Annotated in this window: 17 protein-coding genes; 3 read left to right on the top strand and 14 right to left on the bottom strand. The window is 34.5% G+C overall.

Annotated elements, in window-relative coordinates; all coding sequences use genetic code 11:
- Positions 1 to 31: 31 nt before the first annotated feature.
- The 3 genes from NBE98_RS04840 to NBE98_RS04830 are packed head-to-tail and all read right to left on the bottom strand — an operon-like array spanning position 32 to position 2925.
- A complete protein-coding gene (locus tag NBE98_RS04840; RefSeq protein WP_250813149.1) occupies positions 32 to 835 on the bottom strand; it encodes an ABC transporter ATP-binding protein in 804 nt (267 codons plus the stop codon).
- Entirely contained in the window at positions 836 to 1900 is a 1065-nt protein-coding gene (locus NBE98_RS04835; RefSeq protein ID WP_250813148.1) for a FecCD family ABC transporter permease, read from the bottom strand.
- The gene (locus NBE98_RS04830; RefSeq protein ID WP_250813145.1) at positions 1900 to 2925 is read right to left on the bottom strand and encodes a FecCD family ABC transporter permease; all 1026 of its coding nucleotides are present in this window, start codon (positions 2923 to 2925) and stop codon (positions 1900 to 1902) included. The genes NBE98_RS04835 and NBE98_RS04830 overlap by 1 nt, the downstream gene beginning before the upstream one ends.
- A gap of 209 nt (positions 2926 to 3134) precedes the next feature.
- Between NBE98_RS04830 and NBE98_RS04825 the strand changes: the two genes are divergently transcribed.
- Positions 3135 to 4094, top strand: a complete 960-nt coding sequence (locus tag NBE98_RS04825; RefSeq protein WP_250813143.1) for an ABC transporter substrate-binding protein — start codon at positions 3135 to 3137, stop codon at positions 4092 to 4094.
- 124 nt (positions 4095 to 4218) lie between these two features.
- On the opposite strand, the gene NBE98_RS04820 is transcribed toward NBE98_RS04825, so the two are convergent.
- The 4 genes from NBE98_RS04820 to sigV form a co-directional block, all read right to left on the bottom strand.
- Positions 4219 to 5514, bottom strand: coding sequence for an LCP family protein (locus tag NBE98_RS04820; RefSeq protein ID WP_250813141.1), 1296 nt, complete (start codon positions 5512 to 5514; stop codon positions 4219 to 4221).
- Between the two features lie 118 nt (positions 5515 to 5632).
- The gene (locus NBE98_RS04815) at positions 5633 to 7456 is read right to left on the bottom strand and encodes an acyltransferase family protein (protein ID WP_250813139.1); all 1824 of its coding nucleotides are present in this window, start codon (positions 7454 to 7456) and stop codon (positions 5633 to 5635) included.
- A 203-nt stretch (positions 7457 to 7659) separates the two neighbouring features.
- Entirely contained in the window at positions 7660 to 8562 is a 903-nt protein-coding gene (gene rsiV, locus NBE98_RS04810) for an anti-sigma-V factor RsiV (protein WP_250813137.1), read from the bottom strand.
- A 1-nt stretch (position 8563) separates the two neighbouring features.
- Positions 8564 to 9061, bottom strand: a complete 498-nt coding sequence (gene sigV, locus NBE98_RS04805) for an RNA polymerase sigma factor SigV (RefSeq protein ID WP_250813134.1) — start codon at positions 9059 to 9061, stop codon at positions 8564 to 8566.
- 175 nt (positions 9062 to 9236) lie between these two features.
- Here sigV and NBE98_RS04800 point away from each other — a divergent pair, with 175 nt between their 5' ends.
- Positions 9237 to 10301, top strand: a complete 1065-nt coding sequence (locus tag NBE98_RS04800; protein WP_250813132.1) for a 4Fe-4S dicluster domain-containing protein — start codon at positions 9237 to 9239, stop codon at positions 10299 to 10301.
- A 124-nt stretch (positions 10302 to 10425) separates the two neighbouring features.
- Here NBE98_RS04800 and NBE98_RS04795 read toward each other — a convergent pair whose 3' ends face one another.
- From NBE98_RS04795 to NBE98_RS04775, 5 genes are all read right to left on the bottom strand, one after another.
- Complete coding sequence (locus tag NBE98_RS04795) at positions 10426 to 11793, bottom strand: DUF6020 family protein (RefSeq protein WP_250813130.1); 1368 nt, start codon at positions 11791 to 11793, stop codon at positions 10426 to 10428.
- A 32-nt stretch (positions 11794 to 11825) separates the two neighbouring features.
- Positions 11826 to 12713, bottom strand: a complete 888-nt coding sequence (locus NBE98_RS04790; protein ID WP_250813128.1) for a GNAT family N-acetyltransferase — start codon at positions 12711 to 12713, stop codon at positions 11826 to 11828.
- A 440-nt stretch (positions 12714 to 13153) separates the two neighbouring features.
- Positions 13154 to 13546, bottom strand: a complete 393-nt coding sequence (locus NBE98_RS04785; RefSeq protein ID WP_250813126.1) for a bacteriohemerythrin — start codon at positions 13544 to 13546, stop codon at positions 13154 to 13156.
- A gap of 92 nt (positions 13547 to 13638) precedes the next feature.
- Entirely contained in the window at positions 13639 to 14034 is a 396-nt protein-coding gene (gene mscL / locus NBE98_RS04780) for a large-conductance mechanosensitive channel protein MscL (protein ID WP_250813124.1), read from the bottom strand.
- A gap of 4 nt (positions 14035 to 14038) precedes the next feature.
- Positions 14039 to 15751, bottom strand: a complete 1713-nt coding sequence (locus tag NBE98_RS04775; RefSeq protein ID WP_250813122.1) for a proline--tRNA ligase — start codon at positions 15749 to 15751, stop codon at positions 14039 to 14041.
- 149 nt (positions 15752 to 15900) lie between these two features.
- Between NBE98_RS04775 and NBE98_RS04770 the strand changes: the two genes are divergently transcribed.
- On the top strand, positions 15901 to 16371 hold the full coding sequence (locus tag NBE98_RS04770; RefSeq protein ID WP_250813119.1) for a SpoIIIAH-like family protein: 471 nt from the start codon (positions 15901 to 15903) through the stop codon (positions 16369 to 16371).
- A 149-nt stretch (positions 16372 to 16520) separates the two neighbouring features.
- Here the strand turns inward: NBE98_RS04770 and NBE98_RS04765 are convergent, their stop codons facing one another.
- Together NBE98_RS04765 and NBE98_RS04760 are read right to left on the bottom strand one after the other, a co-directional pair.
- Entirely contained in the window at positions 16521 to 16871 is a 351-nt protein-coding gene (locus NBE98_RS04765) for an arsenate reductase family protein (protein WP_250813116.1), read from the bottom strand.
- A gap of 163 nt (positions 16872 to 17034) precedes the next feature.
- Positions 17035 to 18345 carry a PAS domain-containing sensor histidine kinase gene (locus NBE98_RS04760; protein ID WP_250813115.1) on the bottom strand — a complete coding sequence of 437 codons (1311 nt, stop codon included), beginning with the start codon at positions 18343 to 18345 and terminating at the stop codon, positions 17035 to 17037.
- Positions 18346 to 18489 lie beyond the last annotated feature (144 nt).

Here is an 18489-nt window from a genome sequence, read left to right as displayed (position 1 = left end):
TATTTATATATTCCTATATTCTTATATTTATCTATTTATCAGTCTTAACCATCTCTAAATTTTGATAAGTAATACACATAGGAGTCTTAAACAGAGGACATTCAATTATCACAGAGTTTATATCAAACACATCTTTTATAAGTTTCTCTGTCACAACTTCGCTAGGAGCTCCTTCCGCATAAACCCTGCCATCTTTAATTGCAATAATATTGTCTGCATATCTGGCAGCCAAGTTTATATCATGCAGAACGATAACTATAGTTCTCTGCTCGTATTTGTTTAAGTCCTTAAGCAAATCTAAAACCTCGATTTTATATTTTATATCAAGGTGGTTTGTAGGCTCATCAAGTAAGATTATATCCGTCTGCTGAGCAAGTGTCATTGCTATCCACACTCTCTGTCTTTGCCCCCCGGATAAATCTGATATTTTTTTGTGCTTTATATCAGTAAGTCCGGTTTTCTCAAGAGCATAATCAACTACCTTTTCATCCTCCTTGCTCCACTGGCTAAACCATTTTTGATAAGGGTACCTCCCCTGTTTTACTAAATTAAACACCGTTAAATCATCTGGAGCAGAAGGAGTTTGAGTAAGTATGGCAAGCTCCTTTGCAATATCCTTCGAGGATTTTTCAAAAACGCTTAAATCATCAAGCATAACCTTCCCTGACATAGGCTTTAAAAGCCTTGCCATAGTCTTTAGCAGGGTTGATTTGCCGCAGCCATTGCTTCCAACTAATATTGTTATTTTATTCTTAGGTATTTTCAAATTTATATCTTTAAGTACTATATAATCCCCGTAGCCTAAAGTTAAATTGTTTGCTGATAAAGTACTCACTTATACCCTCACACCCTTTCGCTGACTTTTCAATAATAAATATATAAAAAACGGTGCCCCGATTCCTGCGGTGAATATTCCAACTGGCAAATCCAGCGGAAAGAACAAGGTCCTAGCGGCTGTATCCGATAAAACTACAATAATTCCTCCAATTAGAGTTGAAATAGGTACGATGTTTTCAAAAGAGGAATTTGTAAGCTTTCTGCTTATATGAGGTGCAATTAGTCCAACGAAGCCTATGCCTCCTCCAACTGCAACCGCGCCTGCCGCCATAGCTGCACTAAGCACCATTAATATAAATCTGTTCCTTTCAACTGCTCCTCCAAGTCCAGTAGCTATTCCATCTTCAAGGTTTTGAAGATTAAGTTCTCTAATAAAAATCATAATTAGTATAAATAAAACTGTAAACCAGCTTGCTATTAGCTTTACATGAGTCCAGTTAGTTCCATATACCGTGCCGGTTATCCAGAGCTGAGCTTCTTTAATAAAAACCACAGGACCGTTTATTATAAGTACAGAGGTTAATGCCTTAGCCGCCCCCGAGATTGCAATACCTATAAGTATAAGCCTAAAGGGTGTAACTCCTTTTTTATAGGCAAGCATATATACTAAAACTACCGCAATGAGCGCTCCTGCAAAAGCAAACACAGGCATATAAAATATGCTTGTAGTTAAAGAGTTGTTTTTAGGGTCAGTAAAAATTGTTAAAAATATCAACGCTCCAACTGAACCGCTATCGGTAATTCCAATAATGTTTGGAGCCGCTAAAGGATTTTTTACAACTCCTTGAAGCACTGCACCGGATAATCCAAGCGATGTACCAACAAAAAACGCTGCCAAGGTTCTTGGAAGTCTCAAAGTATTTATTATAAGCTTATCTCCACCACTTCCTATGCCAAGCACTGCCTTAGCCACTCTATCAAAAGAAATAAATTTTTGTCCTACACTTAAGCTTAAGATAATAGACAGTATGGTTATCAGTATAGTTATAACCAAAATCATCAAGCTTTTTTTCTCGTATATGATAGAAAACTTTCCTCTTCTAAAAATCAAAAACTTCTTCATTATTTATTTTCCGCCTTTCTAGCTATATAGATAAAAAACGGAGTTCCTATAATAGCTGTAAGTGCTCCTACAGGTATATCCTTTGGATAAGCTATGAACCTTGAGCCAATGTCGGCAAGCAGTAGAAATATTGAGCCAAGCACCAAACTGTAAGGTATTGCCCACTTAAATTCAGAGCCTACCAAGGCACGAGTTAAGTGAGGAATTATAAGTCCTACAAGGGATATTGGTCCTGCAACAGCTACAGAAGCACCTGCTAAAATTACTGTAAGTAAAATCATTTGTATTTTTAAAAGCTCTGTATTCACTCCAAGACCCTTTGCAATCTCCTCACCCAAAGAAAATATGTTAAGCTTACCCGCCATTAAAAAGGCAAGTATCCATGCAAGGATTAAATAAGGAACAATATAAAGAAGTACATTCATGCTTCTTCCTTCTACAGAGCCTGTCATCCAAAACATAATCTCTTCCATAGTTTTTTGGTCCTTAAATAAAACTACTTGAGTGAAGGATAAAAAGAAGGCTGCTACTGCTGAACCAGAAAGAGTTAAGTCAAAGGTTTGAATTGAGCCCTTAAGTCCTCCTGCTAAAGCATAAACCAATACTACAGCTAAAGCTGCTCCTACAAAGGAAAGCCCCATTAGGTACCCTTGGGTAAGGCTTGGAAATATGCTGTAGCCAAGTACCATAAAGAACGCTGCTCCAGAATTAACTCCAAGCAGCCCTGGAGATGCCATGGGGTTTTTAGTAAGGGTCTGCATCAAAACTCCTGATACGCTTAAGCTTGCCCCAACAAAAAGAGCGGTAAGAGCTCTTGGCATTCTAGAAGTTTTAATAATAATGTGTTCCGTAATATTTTCATAAGCCTTGTATGTATTCATCAAATCAGTAAAGTTAGTCTTTATATAGCCTAGCAACAAGCTTCCCAAAAAACAAACAATAAGAACTAATATAAGTATAAAAAGAATTATTGCTTTTGCTCTGCTGCTTTCTAATGAGATTTTCTTGTATGTAACTTTAAACAACTAAAACATCCTCTCATTTTATTAGTTAATAATATTTTTTCCCCTGGTTAAACTACTTTATAAGTTCATTTAAATTATAATATTTTGTTAAACTTCCGTCAATGAGATAAATTTCTATTTGAAAACTATTTGCATTTATAAAAATCATATGTTATATTATTGCCATAGTAATTAAGAATTATATTTTAGAAAATTTTCAGGAGGTACACATGAAAGCAAAAAAAATTCTACATACCGTAGCAACTTTAGCATTAGCAGTCACCTTCACAGCTTGTAATGCACAGAAAAAGGAAGAAGCTGCTCCTAAGGTGACAAATACAGAAACAAGAACTATTGAACACGCAATGGGAAAAACAGATATTAAAGGAACTCCTAAGAAAATAGTAATACTTACAAATGAAGGCACAGAAGCCCTTCTTGCTCTTGATGTCAAACCAGTGGGAGCAGCAAAATCCTGGACAGGAAACCCTTGGTATAAGCATATTGAAAAAGAAATGGAAGGCGTTAAGAATGTAGGTGATGAAAGTCAAATTAACATAGAAGCTGTTGCAGCTTTAAACCCAGATTTAATAATTGGAAACAAGATGAGACACGAAAAAATATACGATCAGCTTTCAAAAATTGCACCAACAGTTTACTCAAATACTCTAAGAGGCGAATGGAAGCCAAACTTCGAGTTTTACGCAAAAGTTTTAAACAAGGAAGCTGAAGGAAAGGAAATCCTTAAGAAGTTTGATGACAGAGCTGCCAGCATTGCTAAGCTAGCAGGAGATAAGCTTAAGACAGAAATCTCTATAGTTCGCTTCATGCCAGGAAAAACAAGAATTTATCTTGGCGATACCTTCTCTGGAACAATTCTTAAGCAAATAGGCTTTGCAAGACCTGAAAATCAAAGAAGCAGCGAATTTACTATTGAAATCGGCAAAGAAAGACTTAAGGAAGCAGACGGTCAGGTTATGTTCTACTTCACCTATGAAACCGGAAATGGCGAAGGCTCTGCAAGAGAAAAGGAATGGCTAGAAGACCCAATGTTTAAAAACCTTAGCGCAGTTAAATCTGGCAAGGCTTACAGGGTTGACGACGCTATTTGGAACACAGCTGGAGGAGTTAAGGCTGCTAATTTAATGCTTGATGATATCGAAAAACTTTTAAAGGATAACAAGCTTTAAGCATATGGTATAAAATAAACACCATCAAAGAAGCATTTATTTGTATACTTCTTTGATGGTGCTTTATTTTTGTTATTAGTTAGGTAGAACATCCATCCCATCGCTGCTGGCAGTTATGATTTAGTTACTGTTTTGGCGCTGGTGGTGGTGTCTCTGGATTTGGCGCTGGTGGTGTTGTTGGGTCTGGTTTTGGTGTTGGATTAGGTGTCGGTGTTGGTGTTGGGTCTGGCTTTGGCGTCGGATTAGGTGTCGGTTCTGGGTTTGGGGTTGGTGTTGGTGTTGGATTAGGCGTCGGTGTTGGTGTAGGAGATGGAGTTGGATTTGGTGTCGGTGTTATATTGTTATCTGATTTCCTCTCTCCATTTTCCTTTGGCTCAACAATTACATCCACATTATATACCTTGCTGTTGTTTGCAACAGTAAGATTTTCCGGAACAGTATTATAAATAAATTTAAACAACTCTTTTGCATTATACTTTAACTCTGGAATTAATACAGACATTCCGCTTACTTTGGTGTCTTTAAAATGGTTATCAACAGGTATTCTAAAGCTTTCAGGAGTATAATTGTTCATTTTATAGACTGTATACACAAGCTTAAGCATTGAGTTAAACTCTATATTTGTTCTTATATAAGGAGATATTGTTGAATACAATTTAGGATAGCTGGTAACCTTTGTATCCTTTAGTTTTGCAAGCAACAGTGAAAGTACTCTTCTCTGTCTTTCGGTTCTTTCATAATCATTGTTTCCGACCTTTCTGATTCTGCTATAGGATAAAGCCTGCTGGCCATTTAACTTCTGAAGGCCAGGTCCTTGTAGCAAGGTTGAACTACTGCCATTCACCTCTTCAATATATTTATTTGTTTCATTAACTTCATAATCCTTTATATCAACTTCTATTCCATCCATTATATCAATTAAGTCCTGAAAACCCTTAAAATCAATAGCAGCATACTTATCGATTGAAAGTCCGAAGTTATATTTTATAGTTTTTTTCAAAAGCTCAATACCACCTAATTCAAAGGCTGCGTTTATTTTTCTATAGCCTCTGCCTGGAATTTCTACGTACATATCTCTCATAAGAGAAGCAAGCTTTACTTTATTATTTATAGGATCTACAGTTGCAATAATCATTGAATCTGTTCTTGCATCCTCAAATTCTCCCCTTGTATCTACCCCTACCAAAAGTATATTCACTATGTCTTCTTCCATACCGTAGTCTATCTCTTCTATCTCTTGCACTTCTTTAGGAATCTCGACTTCATCTGGTACCTTTGGAGGTTCTGTAATTACGATATTGCTGTAGGATTGTCTTGCATAAAAATATGCTCCTAATATTGAGCTTGCTACTACAACTGCAGCAGATATGGAAGCAATAATTATTTTTTTCTTTTTAGAAAGTTCTTTTATTTTCCACATAATCCCATGCCTTCCCCATATAAATAATAATATTTCCTATAATTGTAACATAAATAAGCCATAATCTAAAGGTTATATTTTCACAATATTCTTATCTTATGAAAATTTATTTTAAAAGCTATGATATGGGCTTGTTATTCTTTATAGCCTTATCTATAAGCTCAGTTAATGCTATAATCCCCTTTGGTTTTAAATGTACACTGTCCTCTGCAAAATATTCAGGATGATTAATTGCTTCAGAGTACCAATCAATTAAGGTTACATTTTCATATTCTTTAGCCTTTTTCTCTAGAGCTTTATTAACATTGCTTTCCCATTGACGCGGAACACGCACATTTACTAAATAAATATGTGCTTTTGAAAAAGCATTAAGCAAATCATCAATTTGTTGATTTGTAAAATAAGCATTAGTACCCAGTTCAATAATTACTGCTTTGTCAGGAGCATTGAATTTAGAGTAAGATGGTACTAGTTGTAATGCCTGATACACTTGTCTGCCAACCTTTCCGTCTATGGTGATACTACTATATTTGTTTTTTAATGCTGATGAAATGTCCAGCATGATAGAATCTCCAATAGCCAGCAATTCCTTATAGGGAGCAGTATCAGATACAGAATTAGCCGATTCACCCCTATCCTCAGAAAGCTTTTCTTCTTCGCATATTGTTTCAGTCGGCTCTGCTTCAGCCTTTTCTATTTGCTGCTTTCCCTTCAATACACTGGTCATAGTGGCTGTAACTATTAAAAATACTAATATAAGCACTATGACAGGAAATCTTTCAGCGGATATAAAATTCTTACATTTAAATTTATTGCCTAAACGAACTTTTTTAATCCCCTCTTTTAACCCATACTTTCGGAAAGGCTTTTCTATGTAATTATAGGAGAAGTTTGCGATAACAAGTGTAGCCGCTACTTGTATTACTACACGCAAATATGATGGATTTCCTATTTCATAAGCTGGGGTGCTTAAAACAATTACAGGATAGTGCCAGAGATAAATACCATAAGATCTTCTCCCAAGCCACAGCAAAGGCTTCCAGGAAAATAAACGACTCAAATAGCTGCCAGGATGAGAAACACAGGCTATAAGTAAGGCCGCATTTAAGCTAATTAAAAACATGCCACCTCTGTATAGAAAAGCGTTGAATTCATTCACAAAAATTATGCTAAAGCTAAAGATAGCTAAACAAAGTGTACTTGTGATATTCAGCACTAATTTTTTGTTCAAAGAAGCACCTTTTGAATAAAAATTATTTCTATAATTTCTTTTCAATGGATAAACCATAGCCAGCCAGCTTCCTATAAGCAGTTCAAAGGCACGTGTATCTGTGCCAAAATAAATACGGCTAGGATCATGTCCAGGCTTGTACAAAACTCCCATAAACGCAGCTGAGCATAAGGCCCCAATAAAAATCATATTGGCAAGCTTGCTTTTATCTTTAATAAGCTTAAAACCACCTACAATAACAATTGGCCATAAAAAATAAAATTGCTGTTCTATAGCTAATGACCATAAATTTTTTAAAGGCGATGGTGAAGCAAAGCTATCAAAATAGGACTGCTTATGAAAAATAAACCACCAATTGGTTACATGAAAAAAAGAAGCAGTTATATCTCCCATGAGTTTAGTCAATAACTTTCTATTAAATACAGCCGCCCATACAAAGATAGTTATTATCATTGCATAGGCTGCTGGCATCAACCTTCTTGCTCGTCCACGCCAAAATTCTTTAAAATTAAAGCTCCTATCCTTCTCTTGAGAATTAATAATTTTAGAGGTTATTAAGTATCCTGATATAACAAAAAATATATCTACACCCAAAAAACCTCCTCTTGCCCAGCTAAAGCTTAAATGATAGGCTACAACAGCTATTACAGCAAATGCCCTTAAACCATCTAATCCAGTTATGTATTCACTATTTTGCATCTTATTTATCATATGTATTTCCTCCTTTTAACTGGTACTTTAAAATATACAATTTATTAAGTAGTCCTCATAAAAATAAGACGAAATAAAGTGTATTAAAAGTTTCAAGGAAATTCTCTGTTTCGTAATTTATCATCATTTAATATATATTTTTAAAGATAAGCACAATAAAAGAACTCTGGCAATTGCCAGAGTCCTAGTGCATTTTTGTAGCTTTATTTAATATATTCATTGCCAACTAAAATATCTGAAATAATATCTGTTGGTATTGTAAACTCAACCACGCCCATATACCCTGGTGCAACCTCATATTTGTTGAAGGAGATTACTAGCTTTGATTCCGAATTAACATAAAAACTTTGATGTTCTAATATCTTTTCAAACGCATCTATTACCTCTTCGCCACCCTCATAACTAACCCAATAAATTTTATCCGGGTCAGACTTCATCTGCTGAATCATCTGCTTTTTAATGTTATCACTAATAATTTCTATATAGCTCTTATCTTTAAATAAGCTTGGCAGAGTTATTAAAACTTCCTTTTTCTTATCTATAGTATCGTATTTAAAGGTTGTGGAGGAAGATGCTGCGGTGTTTACAACATACCTGCCTACAGATAATATAGTCTCATTATCTGTCTTCACTTCATACCCGCTGTCGATACCTGTATGTCCATCACCCATTTTCTTTAGCTCTTCCATATCTTCAATGAATTCTTCATATAGCTTTTTATTTTCCTCAAGGTACTTCTCGTTAAGGCTCTTTTCTATTTCTTTATTATTCAAGCCTTGTATAGATGGAATTTTAATATTTGCGTTATGATTTTCTTCATTTATAATATACTCTCTAAAGGTCAAAACCTTTACTACATTTCCCATTACAGGTATCTTAGACAATGTTGCAGCAAATACAGGACTGGTGTTAATACCAATAGTAAGTGTGACTGCCAATGCAGCTATGGAAGCAGCTGCTGTGCTTGTTCTTCTAAATAAATATTTTTTCTTTTGGCTATATACTTCGCTGTCTTTAAAGGCTTTTTTAACTACAAAATCCAATTCTTTTGGAATAGGTATATCATCATACTCTTTTTTAAGCTGATGCAAGCTTTTATTTGACATGTTAAGCCTCCTCATAGTCGTTCATATCTATTCGCAGCAACCTAAGCGATTTATATAAACGGGTTTTTATTGTACTGATATTTTCATCTAGAATTTCTGCAATTTCCTCTATTTTTAAATCTTCAAAATACCTTAATATCACTATGGTGCGATGTCCCTCAGGCAAGTTTTCCAATGCTGATTGCAAATCAAAGTTTTCATACTCATCATTTGTTCCGGTATCTAGACTAGCTAAAACCTCGTCTTCAACAACAACTACCCTTCTTTGCTTGCGAAGGAAATCCAGAGAAGTATTTACAACAATTTTATAAAACCAAGTCTTTATATGTTCTATACCTTTCAGTGAATCAATATGTGAAATTGCCTTGTATATGGATTCTTGGATAATATCAAGGGCATCTTCAGCATTTTTCACATAGCTGTATGCTAGCCTGTAATATCTTTCCTTGTTTCTAACAACATAGTCTGCTAGCTGCTTTTCTAAACTGTCCTTATGCATTAGCAATAAACTCTCCTTTGCTTTAGATACGTATCTTAACTGCTTTACATTTAATAGACGCACATACATTAAAAAAAGTTTTAGTTATTTCAAAATATAATATTATCATTATTCTAACGAAATATAAATTTAGGTGTTATAATCATAATAAACAAAACCTACAGGAGAGATGCAAATGAAAAGAATAGACGAAAGAGATACGATGTTTGCAAGAATGAATTATTCAGAGGGCACGCCTCAGTACGAGGATTATTATAGAAGAAATCCTGACAAGAAGGATAGTGACGATGTCATAAGGTCGAAACCTAATCTTTGCAGCGAAGGAACAATGTCTTACGACCCTGTTAATTCTCCTATAGCTGAAGCAGCATTCATGTTTTTATCTGATATAAAACACCTTTCCGAGGGAGAGGTTAACCCAAACAAAGTAGAATTTTCACCTGAAGCTGCAACTAGAAGATTAAAGGGCTTAGCCCTGCAGTATGGCGCAAAGCTTGTTGGGATTACAAAACTTGAAGACTATCACTTTTACAGTCATCGAGGCCGTCATAATGAAAACTATGGAGAAAAGGTAACTAACACTCATAAATATGGAATAGTTTTTGCTGTTGAAATGAAAAAGGAAATGCTTAACCGAGCTCCCATGGTTTCTGAAATTATTGAAACCTCGAAGTGTTATGTTGATGCAGCTGTGATTGGAATGGTATTGTCATACTATTTAAGGCATATAGGCTATGAAGCAAGAAACCATATGGATGCAAATTATCTATTAATTGCTCCATTAGTGGCAAGAGATGCAGGTCTTGGTCAAATCGGAAGGAATGGTGTCCTTACTACTAAAGATTATGGCTCAAGAGTGAGGCTTGGAGTTGTAACCACAAACCTTGAGCTTATAACAGATAAGCCCTTTGATTTTGGGCTTCACGACTTTTGCGAGCTTTGCGGCAACTGTGCTGTTATTTGTCCAGGTAAAGCTATACCTAAGGATTCTATGAAAGAAATAAACGGCTTAAAACGCTGGCAAATAACTCAAGAAAACTGCTACAACCTTTGGCGAAATATAGGCACCGATTGCGGCATATGTTTAGCCGGCTGCCCCTTCAGCCAAGAGGTTGAGACAATGAAGACTGCTGAAAGCTATAAAGATAATCCTGAACTCATCAAACAAGCTGTTGATGAATATAAGTCTAAATATAAAACTCGTCCCTTTATAAAAGATCAGCCTGAATGGCTTAAATAAAATTTAATGAACATTTTTGCTCAACTAGATTTTATATCTGCACAGGTAACTAGAGACACTGAAAGCTGCAGTGTCTCTAGTTACCTGTGCAGATATATTTATTATAAATTTCAACACATTTTAATCATTGATTTACATGTCTTTTGGGTACTGTTTTCCCTCTAAATATTACATTTACAGCTAGAGGTATTAGTACTGCCGCAATTAATACATTAGAATATAAATATCTGTAATCTTGAGCAGGAATTGCAACCAGTAAAGATAGAATATTACCTGCTAGAGGCATTAGAATAACCCATGTTTTTCTACCTAATATTACCGCCGAAATTAACGCACTGATTATTGACAAATACAACCATAGGGCAGGCCTCCAAAACAATATGAAGTATTTACTTCCGTAGGTAAACTCATAAATTTTATTGGCTAAATTGTTTAATTTACTGTTTATGGGTTTTGTTTGCAAACCAAACTGATTTTTATTTATCTCTCTAGTGACTGTATATGTATATGAATCAGCATAAGGTTTTACCTTCCATATAATTGATGTTTGCTTTAAATAAGCTTCTACTGCTATTTGGGGATTTTTCATCACTATAGCTGCCCAATGTTTAACAAAGTCAGATTTATTTTTAGAAACATAGTCTCCATTAAAATCTTTACTAAATTTTATAGGATTTGTACTGTAGGGCAGATATTCTTTATTCCATAGCTCCAAAGGAAGTATTTTGCTTAAAAACTCCTTATCTTTTTCATCAAGCTTCCCATTCTCCCTAACCACAGCAGCCAACTGCTGCATTGGAATTCCTAAAGCTTCCGTTGATGGTGACTTAGCAATATTCATTTTATTAAATACTGGTCCAGTTATAATAAAATATGAAGCTAGAATTATAACACTAATCAATGAAAATATACGTTTATAATTCCTATAAATAATAAAAAGAACAACCATTACAATTAAAAAAACGAGCATACCATTATGTCTAAAAAATACCGCTCCAAGACAACTTATGGTAAAGGAAACAGCATTGACTGGAGTACTTACCCACTCCCCTTCGGTTTTAACAATATTCATCAGGTTTATAGTTATCCATAAAAGCATAATGCTATATGGTATATCCTTCCAAAGAGTTATAACTAAAAAACCATTGATAGGATACAAAGCAAAAATCATCATTGTTAAAAAGCAGATAGCTTTTCCTACACCTAATTTTAGAAGCGTATACATTGCATAGGCATATACGAAAACCAGTGCAATAATCTGAGCCAAAGCTATGCTTGCTGGTGAATACCATACTTTAGTTAATATTAAATTGAGCCATGTATGCACTGCTGGGTGCCAATCATTAAACTTCAAACTAACCATTTGTGACCACTGATCTAAGCTATCTGTACTCATTAATGCTGGAAAATAGGCAGCTAAATAAAGCAAAAAACATATAATCATTAGTACAGCTCCAAAAACTAAAGCTTGAAGCCCTCTTTTATCTCTCATCGCATCATTCTCCTCAGATGGTTTCTCAAAAGCTATTTTATCTCATAGTAATTCATCACTGACTGCTCCTCAAAGCCACAGGATTTATAAAGCTTTAAGGCATTCGTGTTTTCAACAGCTACATCCAAGGCTGCATCATAGATACCTTCACTTCTTAGCCTTCTCAGTATTTCTCTTAGTGTCTGCTTGCCGTAGCCTTTCCCTCTGTATTCAGGCATAATGCCAAAGCCGCTTATGAAAGCAGAATCCATTTCCTTGCTTACCTTTATCTTCCCAATAGTAGTTTCCTTAAGCTCAATCATATATGTAACAGTATTATTTTTCTCCTCATCCTCTGGAAGCATAGGTTCATTGCCTTCACTGCCAAAAAATACTGAGTTTTGTTTATTGATTTCCTGTAAATCTCTATTAACAGCTTTCCTTAAAGCTATTTCTATTTGAAAATCTTCAGAAGCTTCTAAGTTGCTTACTTTCATACCGCACTCAGAAAAAGCATAGCTGCCACCAGTAGACTTAATAAAGCCTAATGCCGAAGTGGACTTTGCATCGCAAAGCAGTAATATTTTATTGAAGTTCCTATCTCTGCTTTCATCAATTGCCAGCTTACAAAGCTTTGTAAAGATACCTTTTCTTCTCCACTCAGGATGAACTACCCCGTTTATTTCACCTAAGTTACTAGCAAAGCTTGATATTCCTATATATCCAACTAGAACTTCATTTATATAATATAAAAACTCGTTGGTTTCATTGAGTGACTTTTCATATTCCCTAGTGCGAAGCAGCTTATAATCAAGCTCTAATTTCAAATTAACTTTATCCTGCTCCTTACAAAGTTCTTCTAATTTATATATCTCTGCATAGTCTTTTTCATCTATATATTTTTTAAGAATAACTTTTTGATTTAATGCAGCCTTTTCCACCTTTTACGCCCCCTTAGATTAATAATATTTCTATGTACATATTCAACAAAATGTATTAATATCCTTTAAGTTATTTTAGCACAAATAAAATATAAAAATTTAAGCCTAAAAAAATTGGTGAGCATCATTATTTCTTTTCACACAGGTATACTTAAATTTATAGTTTCTACAACATGAGTAAATACACCTAAAGCATACAACGCCCCCAAGAGGAATATGGTTTCAATTATCAATCTAACAACTTTTTTCATATTATTTATCTCCTAAAGCTTACTCCTTAAAATATATGATTATTCCAGTAATGTCTAGTACTATTATTGCTACAGCCTTTATTCCATTGCTGAATAATAATATATAGCAAAGCAGCTGGAAGACTAGGTATTGAAATAACTAGTTCTCCAGCTGCTATTATGAAATCATATTAAGATTCTTATGTACTATTAAACTGCAATTATTTGCTTATCCTGCTGCAAAATGTGCTCATCAATCCATTTTACAACAAAACCTAAAAGCTCCATAATATATTCATCCTGATTTTTATCTATTTTGCTTAAGTCTACATTGTTGATAGTTTCAATAAAATCATTGTGATAAACCTTGTGAGATAAAACCTTTCTGTAGCCTATGCTCATCATATAATCTTCTTCTGATTTAAAATGAAACACAGTATAATCCTTTAGCTCACCCAAAATTTCTATAATTGCATCGTATTTATCCGTACGAAACTCATCTTTTAGAAGATTAAAGGCTCTTTCAGCTATTTCAAATAGTTTCTTGTGCTGCTCATCGATAATCTCAATCCCTAATACATAATCTTCTTTCCACTTAATCATAATACTTCCCCCAAATATAAAATCTACTACACTAAACTATATCAATTCGTTAAAACTTTAGCAATATCAATATGGCTCAGAGATTAAAAATATTATGAGTTTTGCTGCTTTAATATATCTCTAATCTCTTCAAGCAACTGTTCTTCTTTTGTAAGAATTGGTTCTACTTTCTCCTCTTTCTCTTCTTTTTCCTGTCTTCTTCTAAGAGAAGTAATACCCTTTACCATCAAGAATACTGAGAAGGATATAATCAAAAAGTCTAAAACCGACTGCATGAACATACCTATTTTAATATCAACTGCGGTGCCTATTATAGGAATAGTTATATCTTTTAAATCTATTCCTCCGGTTAGAAGTCCAATTATAGGCGATATTATATCGCTTACAAGAGAAGTAACAATTTTATTGAAAGCACCTCCCACAATAACACCTACAGCAAGATCTATTACATTACCGCGCATAGCAAATTTTTTAAATTCCTTTAACATATATTTACCTCCATATATTATTTTTCTTTAATTCTTGTTTAACTCTTTCAATTGCTGACTCGATAGCTATAAGCTCTATATCAGGACATTGTCTAAGCTTAAATTCAATGGAGCCTTCATTTATTTTCTTTCCAACAGTAATTCTAATTGGAATTCCAATTAAATCAGCATCCTTAAATTTAACCCCTGCCCTCTCTTCTCTATCATCTAGAAGCACATCTATTCCCAAGAATTTTAAGCTTTCGTAAAGTTCATTAGCTATTTTCATCTGTTGTGCATCCTTTGTTACAGCTGGAATTACTATGACCTTATATGGTGCAACAGAAACTGGCCAAATTATTCCGTTTTCATCATTGTTCTGCTCAATAATAGCTGCCATAGTTCTATTTATTCCAATGCCGTAACAACCCATGATAAGAGGCTTGCTTTCTCCATTTTCATCTATAAAGTTTGCTCCCATAGCCTTTGAGTACTTTGTTCCAAGCTTAAATATATGCCCAACCTCTATTCCTCTAGCTATGGTGATTACCTTGCCGCACTTAGGGCATTTGTCTCCTTCTACAGCCTTTCTAAAATCTCCTACGATCCCCTCAAAGTCTCTGCCATAGTTTGCATTCTCGTAGTGATATCCGGTATCATTTGCTCCAACTATAATATTGTTCATATTGGAAACCTCATTATCTATAAAAAGATAATCAACCTTAATACCTATAGGTCCCGCAAAGCCTACAGCAGCATCAGTAGCAGTAAATACAGCTTCAGCATCAGCCATTTGAAAATCTACAGCACCGCCAACAGCATTTATTACCTTAACCTCGTTAACCTCTCTATCGCCTCTAACCATTACAGCAACAAGCTTTTCATCTACCTTATAAATTAAAGTCTTCGCAAATTTTTTAGAGGTAGTACTAAAGAAAATCACAAGCTCATCAATTGTTCTTATATTAGGAGTTTCTATCTTTCTAAGTTCCTTAAGCTCTTCCTTTTCAAGCATTTCTGCAGCAGCTGGAGCCTTTTCCATGTTTGCTGCATAATCACAAGCTGTGCAAAAAGCTATTTCATCCTCACCGATTTCGGACTTAATCATAAACTCAGCTGAGCCTGAACCTCCCATGGCACCTGAATCAGCTTCAACACACTTAGCTTCAAGCCCACAGCGTTTAAAAATATCATGATAGGCCGTGTACATCTTATTATAGGAAACATCTAAGCCCTCATTATCCTTGTCAAAGCTGTAGGCATCCTTCATAATAAACTCTCTAGACCTCATAACTCCAAAGCGAGGTCTTCTTTCATCTCTGTACTTTGTTTGAATCTGGTACAGGTTTAATGGAAGCTGTTTGTAGGACTTAATCTCATTTCTGGCAATGTCAGTGAAAATTTCCTCATGTGTTGGTCCAAGGCAAAAATCTCTGTCATTTCTGTCCCTAAGTCTGAACATTTCAGGTCCCATAATGTCCCAACGTCCAGATTCCCTCCAAAGCTCAGCAGGAAGCAAAGCCGAACCTAAAAATTCTTGGGCCCCCGCTCTATCCATTTCTTCTCTAACGATTTGTTCAATATTTTTTAAAACCCTTAACCCCATAGGCATAAAGCTATATACCCCTGAAGCAAGCTTTCTCATCATTCCAGCTCTAAGCATAAGCTTATGGCTTTGTATTTCTGCTTCTGCTGGTACTTCTCTTAAAGTACATAGTAACGCATTTGACAGTTTCATATGTATTCTCCCCTTAGTTTCATTAGATATCTTTTTTATATCATATTTTCTATAATTATTCCACGTTTTAAGTAAATTACTAACAACTTCTAGAATACTTTTTGCAAAGGACAAGTATTAATATACAAAAGTAGTTAGAAGGGGGAAATATGAAAATAAAACTACAGTTCAATAAGATTAAAAGTTCTTTAATAATTGTGCTTATAGTTCTCGCATCAGCAAATTTACTGAGCATATATTACATACATCATGTGAAATCAAAGGCAAAAGAAAGTTTCTTTGTTCAGCAAAGGCTTCTTAGGGCTCAGGAATATTCAAAATCCTTTAATACCTATAAAGCTATAATTGATGACAAAAATATTTCACAAGAAAACAGACAAGCGGTACTAGAAAAATACAAGTCGTTAAGTGATGCTGCTGAAGCTGAATTAAAAATTGAGAGTTTGCTTAAATCCAAAGGCTTTACCGACAGCTTTGTTTCAATTGCCCCTAAAAGAGCAGCTTCAGTTGTCATAAGATATGATAATGGCAAGCTAGGAGACAGAGAAATTAAAATAATTAAAGAAACGATGCTTAGATTTACAGATATAAGAGACATTGAAGTTATCCAAAGGGATTAACACTAATAATAAAGAGGCAGTCACAAAATATGTTAGTACAAAAGTAGCTTCAATATATAAAATATTCTGTATGAGCTTAGACTTTCTTGCACAGCGGTCAGCTCATTAAGCATATTTTATATATTGAAGCGGTAATTTTTTGCAAAACCCTATTTTGTGACAGCCTCCCAGCTGGCCCAAATCTCTGGAGCGTATCCAACAGTTGCCTGCCTGCCATTTCTAACTATAGGAGTATTATAAAGCTTTGGATTGTTAAGCAAAAGCTCTTCCTTAACACTTTCGGTCCTAATGCTTCCTATGTTCAACTTAACATACTCTTTTGACTTCTCATGTATTAGAGCCTTTAAGCCTACAGCAGCTTTAACGCTCTGAAGCTCTCCCTTTGATAATGCCTTTTGATTTAAATCCACAAATTGATACTTAATCTTTCTTTCCTTAAAGTACCTTTCTGCCTTTTGTGTGTCAAAGCATTTTTTTACTCCAAAAATCTGTATGTTCATATGTGTATACCTCTCTTTTGTGGAAATTCAATATATAGATTATAGATTATTTTCACATATAATAGAATATCATTTTAGAAATAATATTCTGTGCTGCAAAATATTAAATCGCAAAAATAAACAAGGCACTATTGTCTTAACTACAGTTAGTGCCTTGCTTGTATTAACCATCAGTAAATATATCTGAAAACTCTACCGAAAGCATTTCCCCTCTTGTTTTCCTGAAATTATTTACAGCCTCTTCTTCGTATTCTTTTTCCGAAAGCTTCACTGGAAGCTCAATGATAAATTCACTGCCTTTTTCAAGCTCACTGTTGACCGTAATAGTCCCTTCATGAAGCTCCACTATAGACCTAACAAGCGCCAATCCAATTCCACTCCCTTCAGCCTTTCTTGTAAATGATGAGTCTACTCTAATAAAGGCATTAAAAATCTTTTGCTTCATATCTTCAGGAATTCCAATACCAGTATCTCTTACAGCTATCAATATCTTATTATCTCTATCATGAATACATACCTCTATTCTTCCACCTGAGTCTGTATATTTAATTGCATTAGACAGTAGGTTCAACATAACTCTTTCAATTTTATCAGCATCAAACATAAAAAACTTTTCCTCTATATCCGTATCAAACAATACCTTTATTCCTCTTGCCTTAGCGTAGGAAACTACCGATAAAGTTGTTTCCTCTACAATTTCTACAATATTTCTATTTTCAAGGTTAAGCTTTAGAAAGCCCAGCTCGAATTTGTTGATATCAATAAAGTTATTTACTAGCTTCATCAATCTGTAACAATTTTGTCTTACGGATTTCAAGTTTTTATTAACAAAATCAGAATCAAAATAACTTTGATTTCTAGTATAATGCCTGTCTAGGAGCTGAATACCTCCAAGAATAATATTTAGTGGTGTTCTCAATTCATGAGATAAACTTAAAAATGCTTGTGTAATTAATTTATTGTACTGCTCTGCCTCATCTAACTGCTTTATTTTTCTTTTAACTTCCTTTTGAAGTCTTTCAATCTTTTTACGTTCAGATATATCCCTGTGTATGGAAACTAAATATACATCATCATTATAACTAAAAGAAAAGCCCCCAACCTCGCAATCAATAGTGCTCCCATCTTTTAATATAAGCCTTTCTTCAATAAACTCTACCTGATTTTCACCATCAAGAAGCTTTTTCACTCTATCGTAAACTTCATTCCGCACCTCAGGATCATGCTCTGCTATGTCACCTAAGTCTCTGCCAATCACATCCATCTTAAACATACTATTAGCTGCATCATTTGATAAAACTGCCGTTCTGTTCTTATACATTATAAGTGCATCAGGCCAGGAGCTAATCAGCTTTAAATTTAAATAATATATCTCGTCTTTAGATTCTAAATCATTCTCCAATTGGCTAATATATCCTTCTTTTTCCTGAAGCATGCTAATAAGCTGTTCCTTAGTTTTATTCTCGTAATCCATAGTTTTCTTCCCCTATTATATAAAAATTAGGATTAATTGAAAATTATTATAAATAACTTTAAACAAAGCGTTATTTATATAATATTTTTTAGGTATTATACAAAAAATATGTATTAACTCAATAAAATAAAATAAGAGGAAGTG

Source organism: Clostridium swellfunianum (genome assembly GCF_023656515.1).
Classification (GTDB): Bacteria; Bacillota; Clostridia; order Clostridiales; family Clostridiaceae; genus Clostridium_AT; species Clostridium_AT swellfunianum.
This window is presented reverse-complemented; position numbering and strand designations above follow the sequence as displayed.

What these genes read in the sequence shown, in the direction of transcription:
- NBE98_RS04835 (WP_250813148.1), bottom strand. Translation starts at nt 1,900, where the DNA reads ATGAAGAAGTTTTTGATTTTTAGAAGAGGAAAGTTTTCTATCATATAC.
- NBE98_RS04825 (WP_250813143.1), top strand. Translation starts at nt 3,135, where the DNA reads ATGAAAGCAAAAAAAATTCTACATACCGTAGCAACTTTAGCATTAGCA.
- NBE98_RS04820 (WP_250813141.1), bottom strand. Translation starts at nt 5,514, where the DNA reads ATGTGGAAAATAAAAGAACTTTCTAAAAAGAAAAAAATAATTATTGCT.
- NBE98_RS04815 (WP_250813139.1), bottom strand. Translation starts at nt 7,456, where the DNA reads ATGATAAATAAGATGCAAAATAGTGAATACATAACTGGATTAGATGGT.
- rsiV (WP_250813137.1), bottom strand. Translation starts at nt 8,562, where the DNA reads ATGTCAAATAAAAGCTTGCATCAGCTTAAAAAAGAGTATGATGATATA.
- sigV (WP_250813134.1), bottom strand. Translation starts at nt 9,061, where the DNA reads ATGCATAAGGACAGTTTAGAAAAGCAGCTAGCAGACTATGTTGTTAGA.
- NBE98_RS04800 (WP_250813132.1), top strand. Translation starts at nt 9,237, where the DNA reads ATGAAAAGAATAGACGAAAGAGATACGATGTTTGCAAGAATGAATTAT.
- NBE98_RS04795 (WP_250813130.1), bottom strand. Translation starts at nt 11,793, where the DNA reads ATGAGAGATAAAAGAGGGCTTCAAGCTTTAGTTTTTGGAGCTGTACTA.
- NBE98_RS04785 (WP_250813126.1), bottom strand. Translation starts at nt 13,546, where the DNA reads ATGATTAAGTGGAAAGAAGATTATGTATTAGGGATTGAGATTATCGAT.
- mscL (WP_250813124.1), bottom strand. Translation starts at nt 14,034, where the DNA reads ATGTTAAAGGAATTTAAAAAATTTGCTATGCGCGGTAATGTAATAGAT.
- NBE98_RS04775 (WP_250813122.1), bottom strand. Translation starts at nt 15,751, where the DNA reads ATGAAACTGTCAAATGCGTTACTATGTACTTTAAGAGAAGTACCAGCA.
- NBE98_RS04770 (WP_250813119.1), top strand. Translation starts at nt 15,901, where the DNA reads ATGAAAATAAAACTACAGTTCAATAAGATTAAAAGTTCTTTAATAATT.
- NBE98_RS04765 (WP_250813116.1), bottom strand. Translation starts at nt 16,871, where the DNA reads ATGAACATACAGATTTTTGGAGTAAAAAAATGCTTTGACACACAAAAG.
- NBE98_RS04760 (WP_250813115.1), bottom strand. Translation starts at nt 18,345, where the DNA reads ATGGATTACGAGAATAAAACTAAGGAACAGCTTATTAGCATGCTTCAG.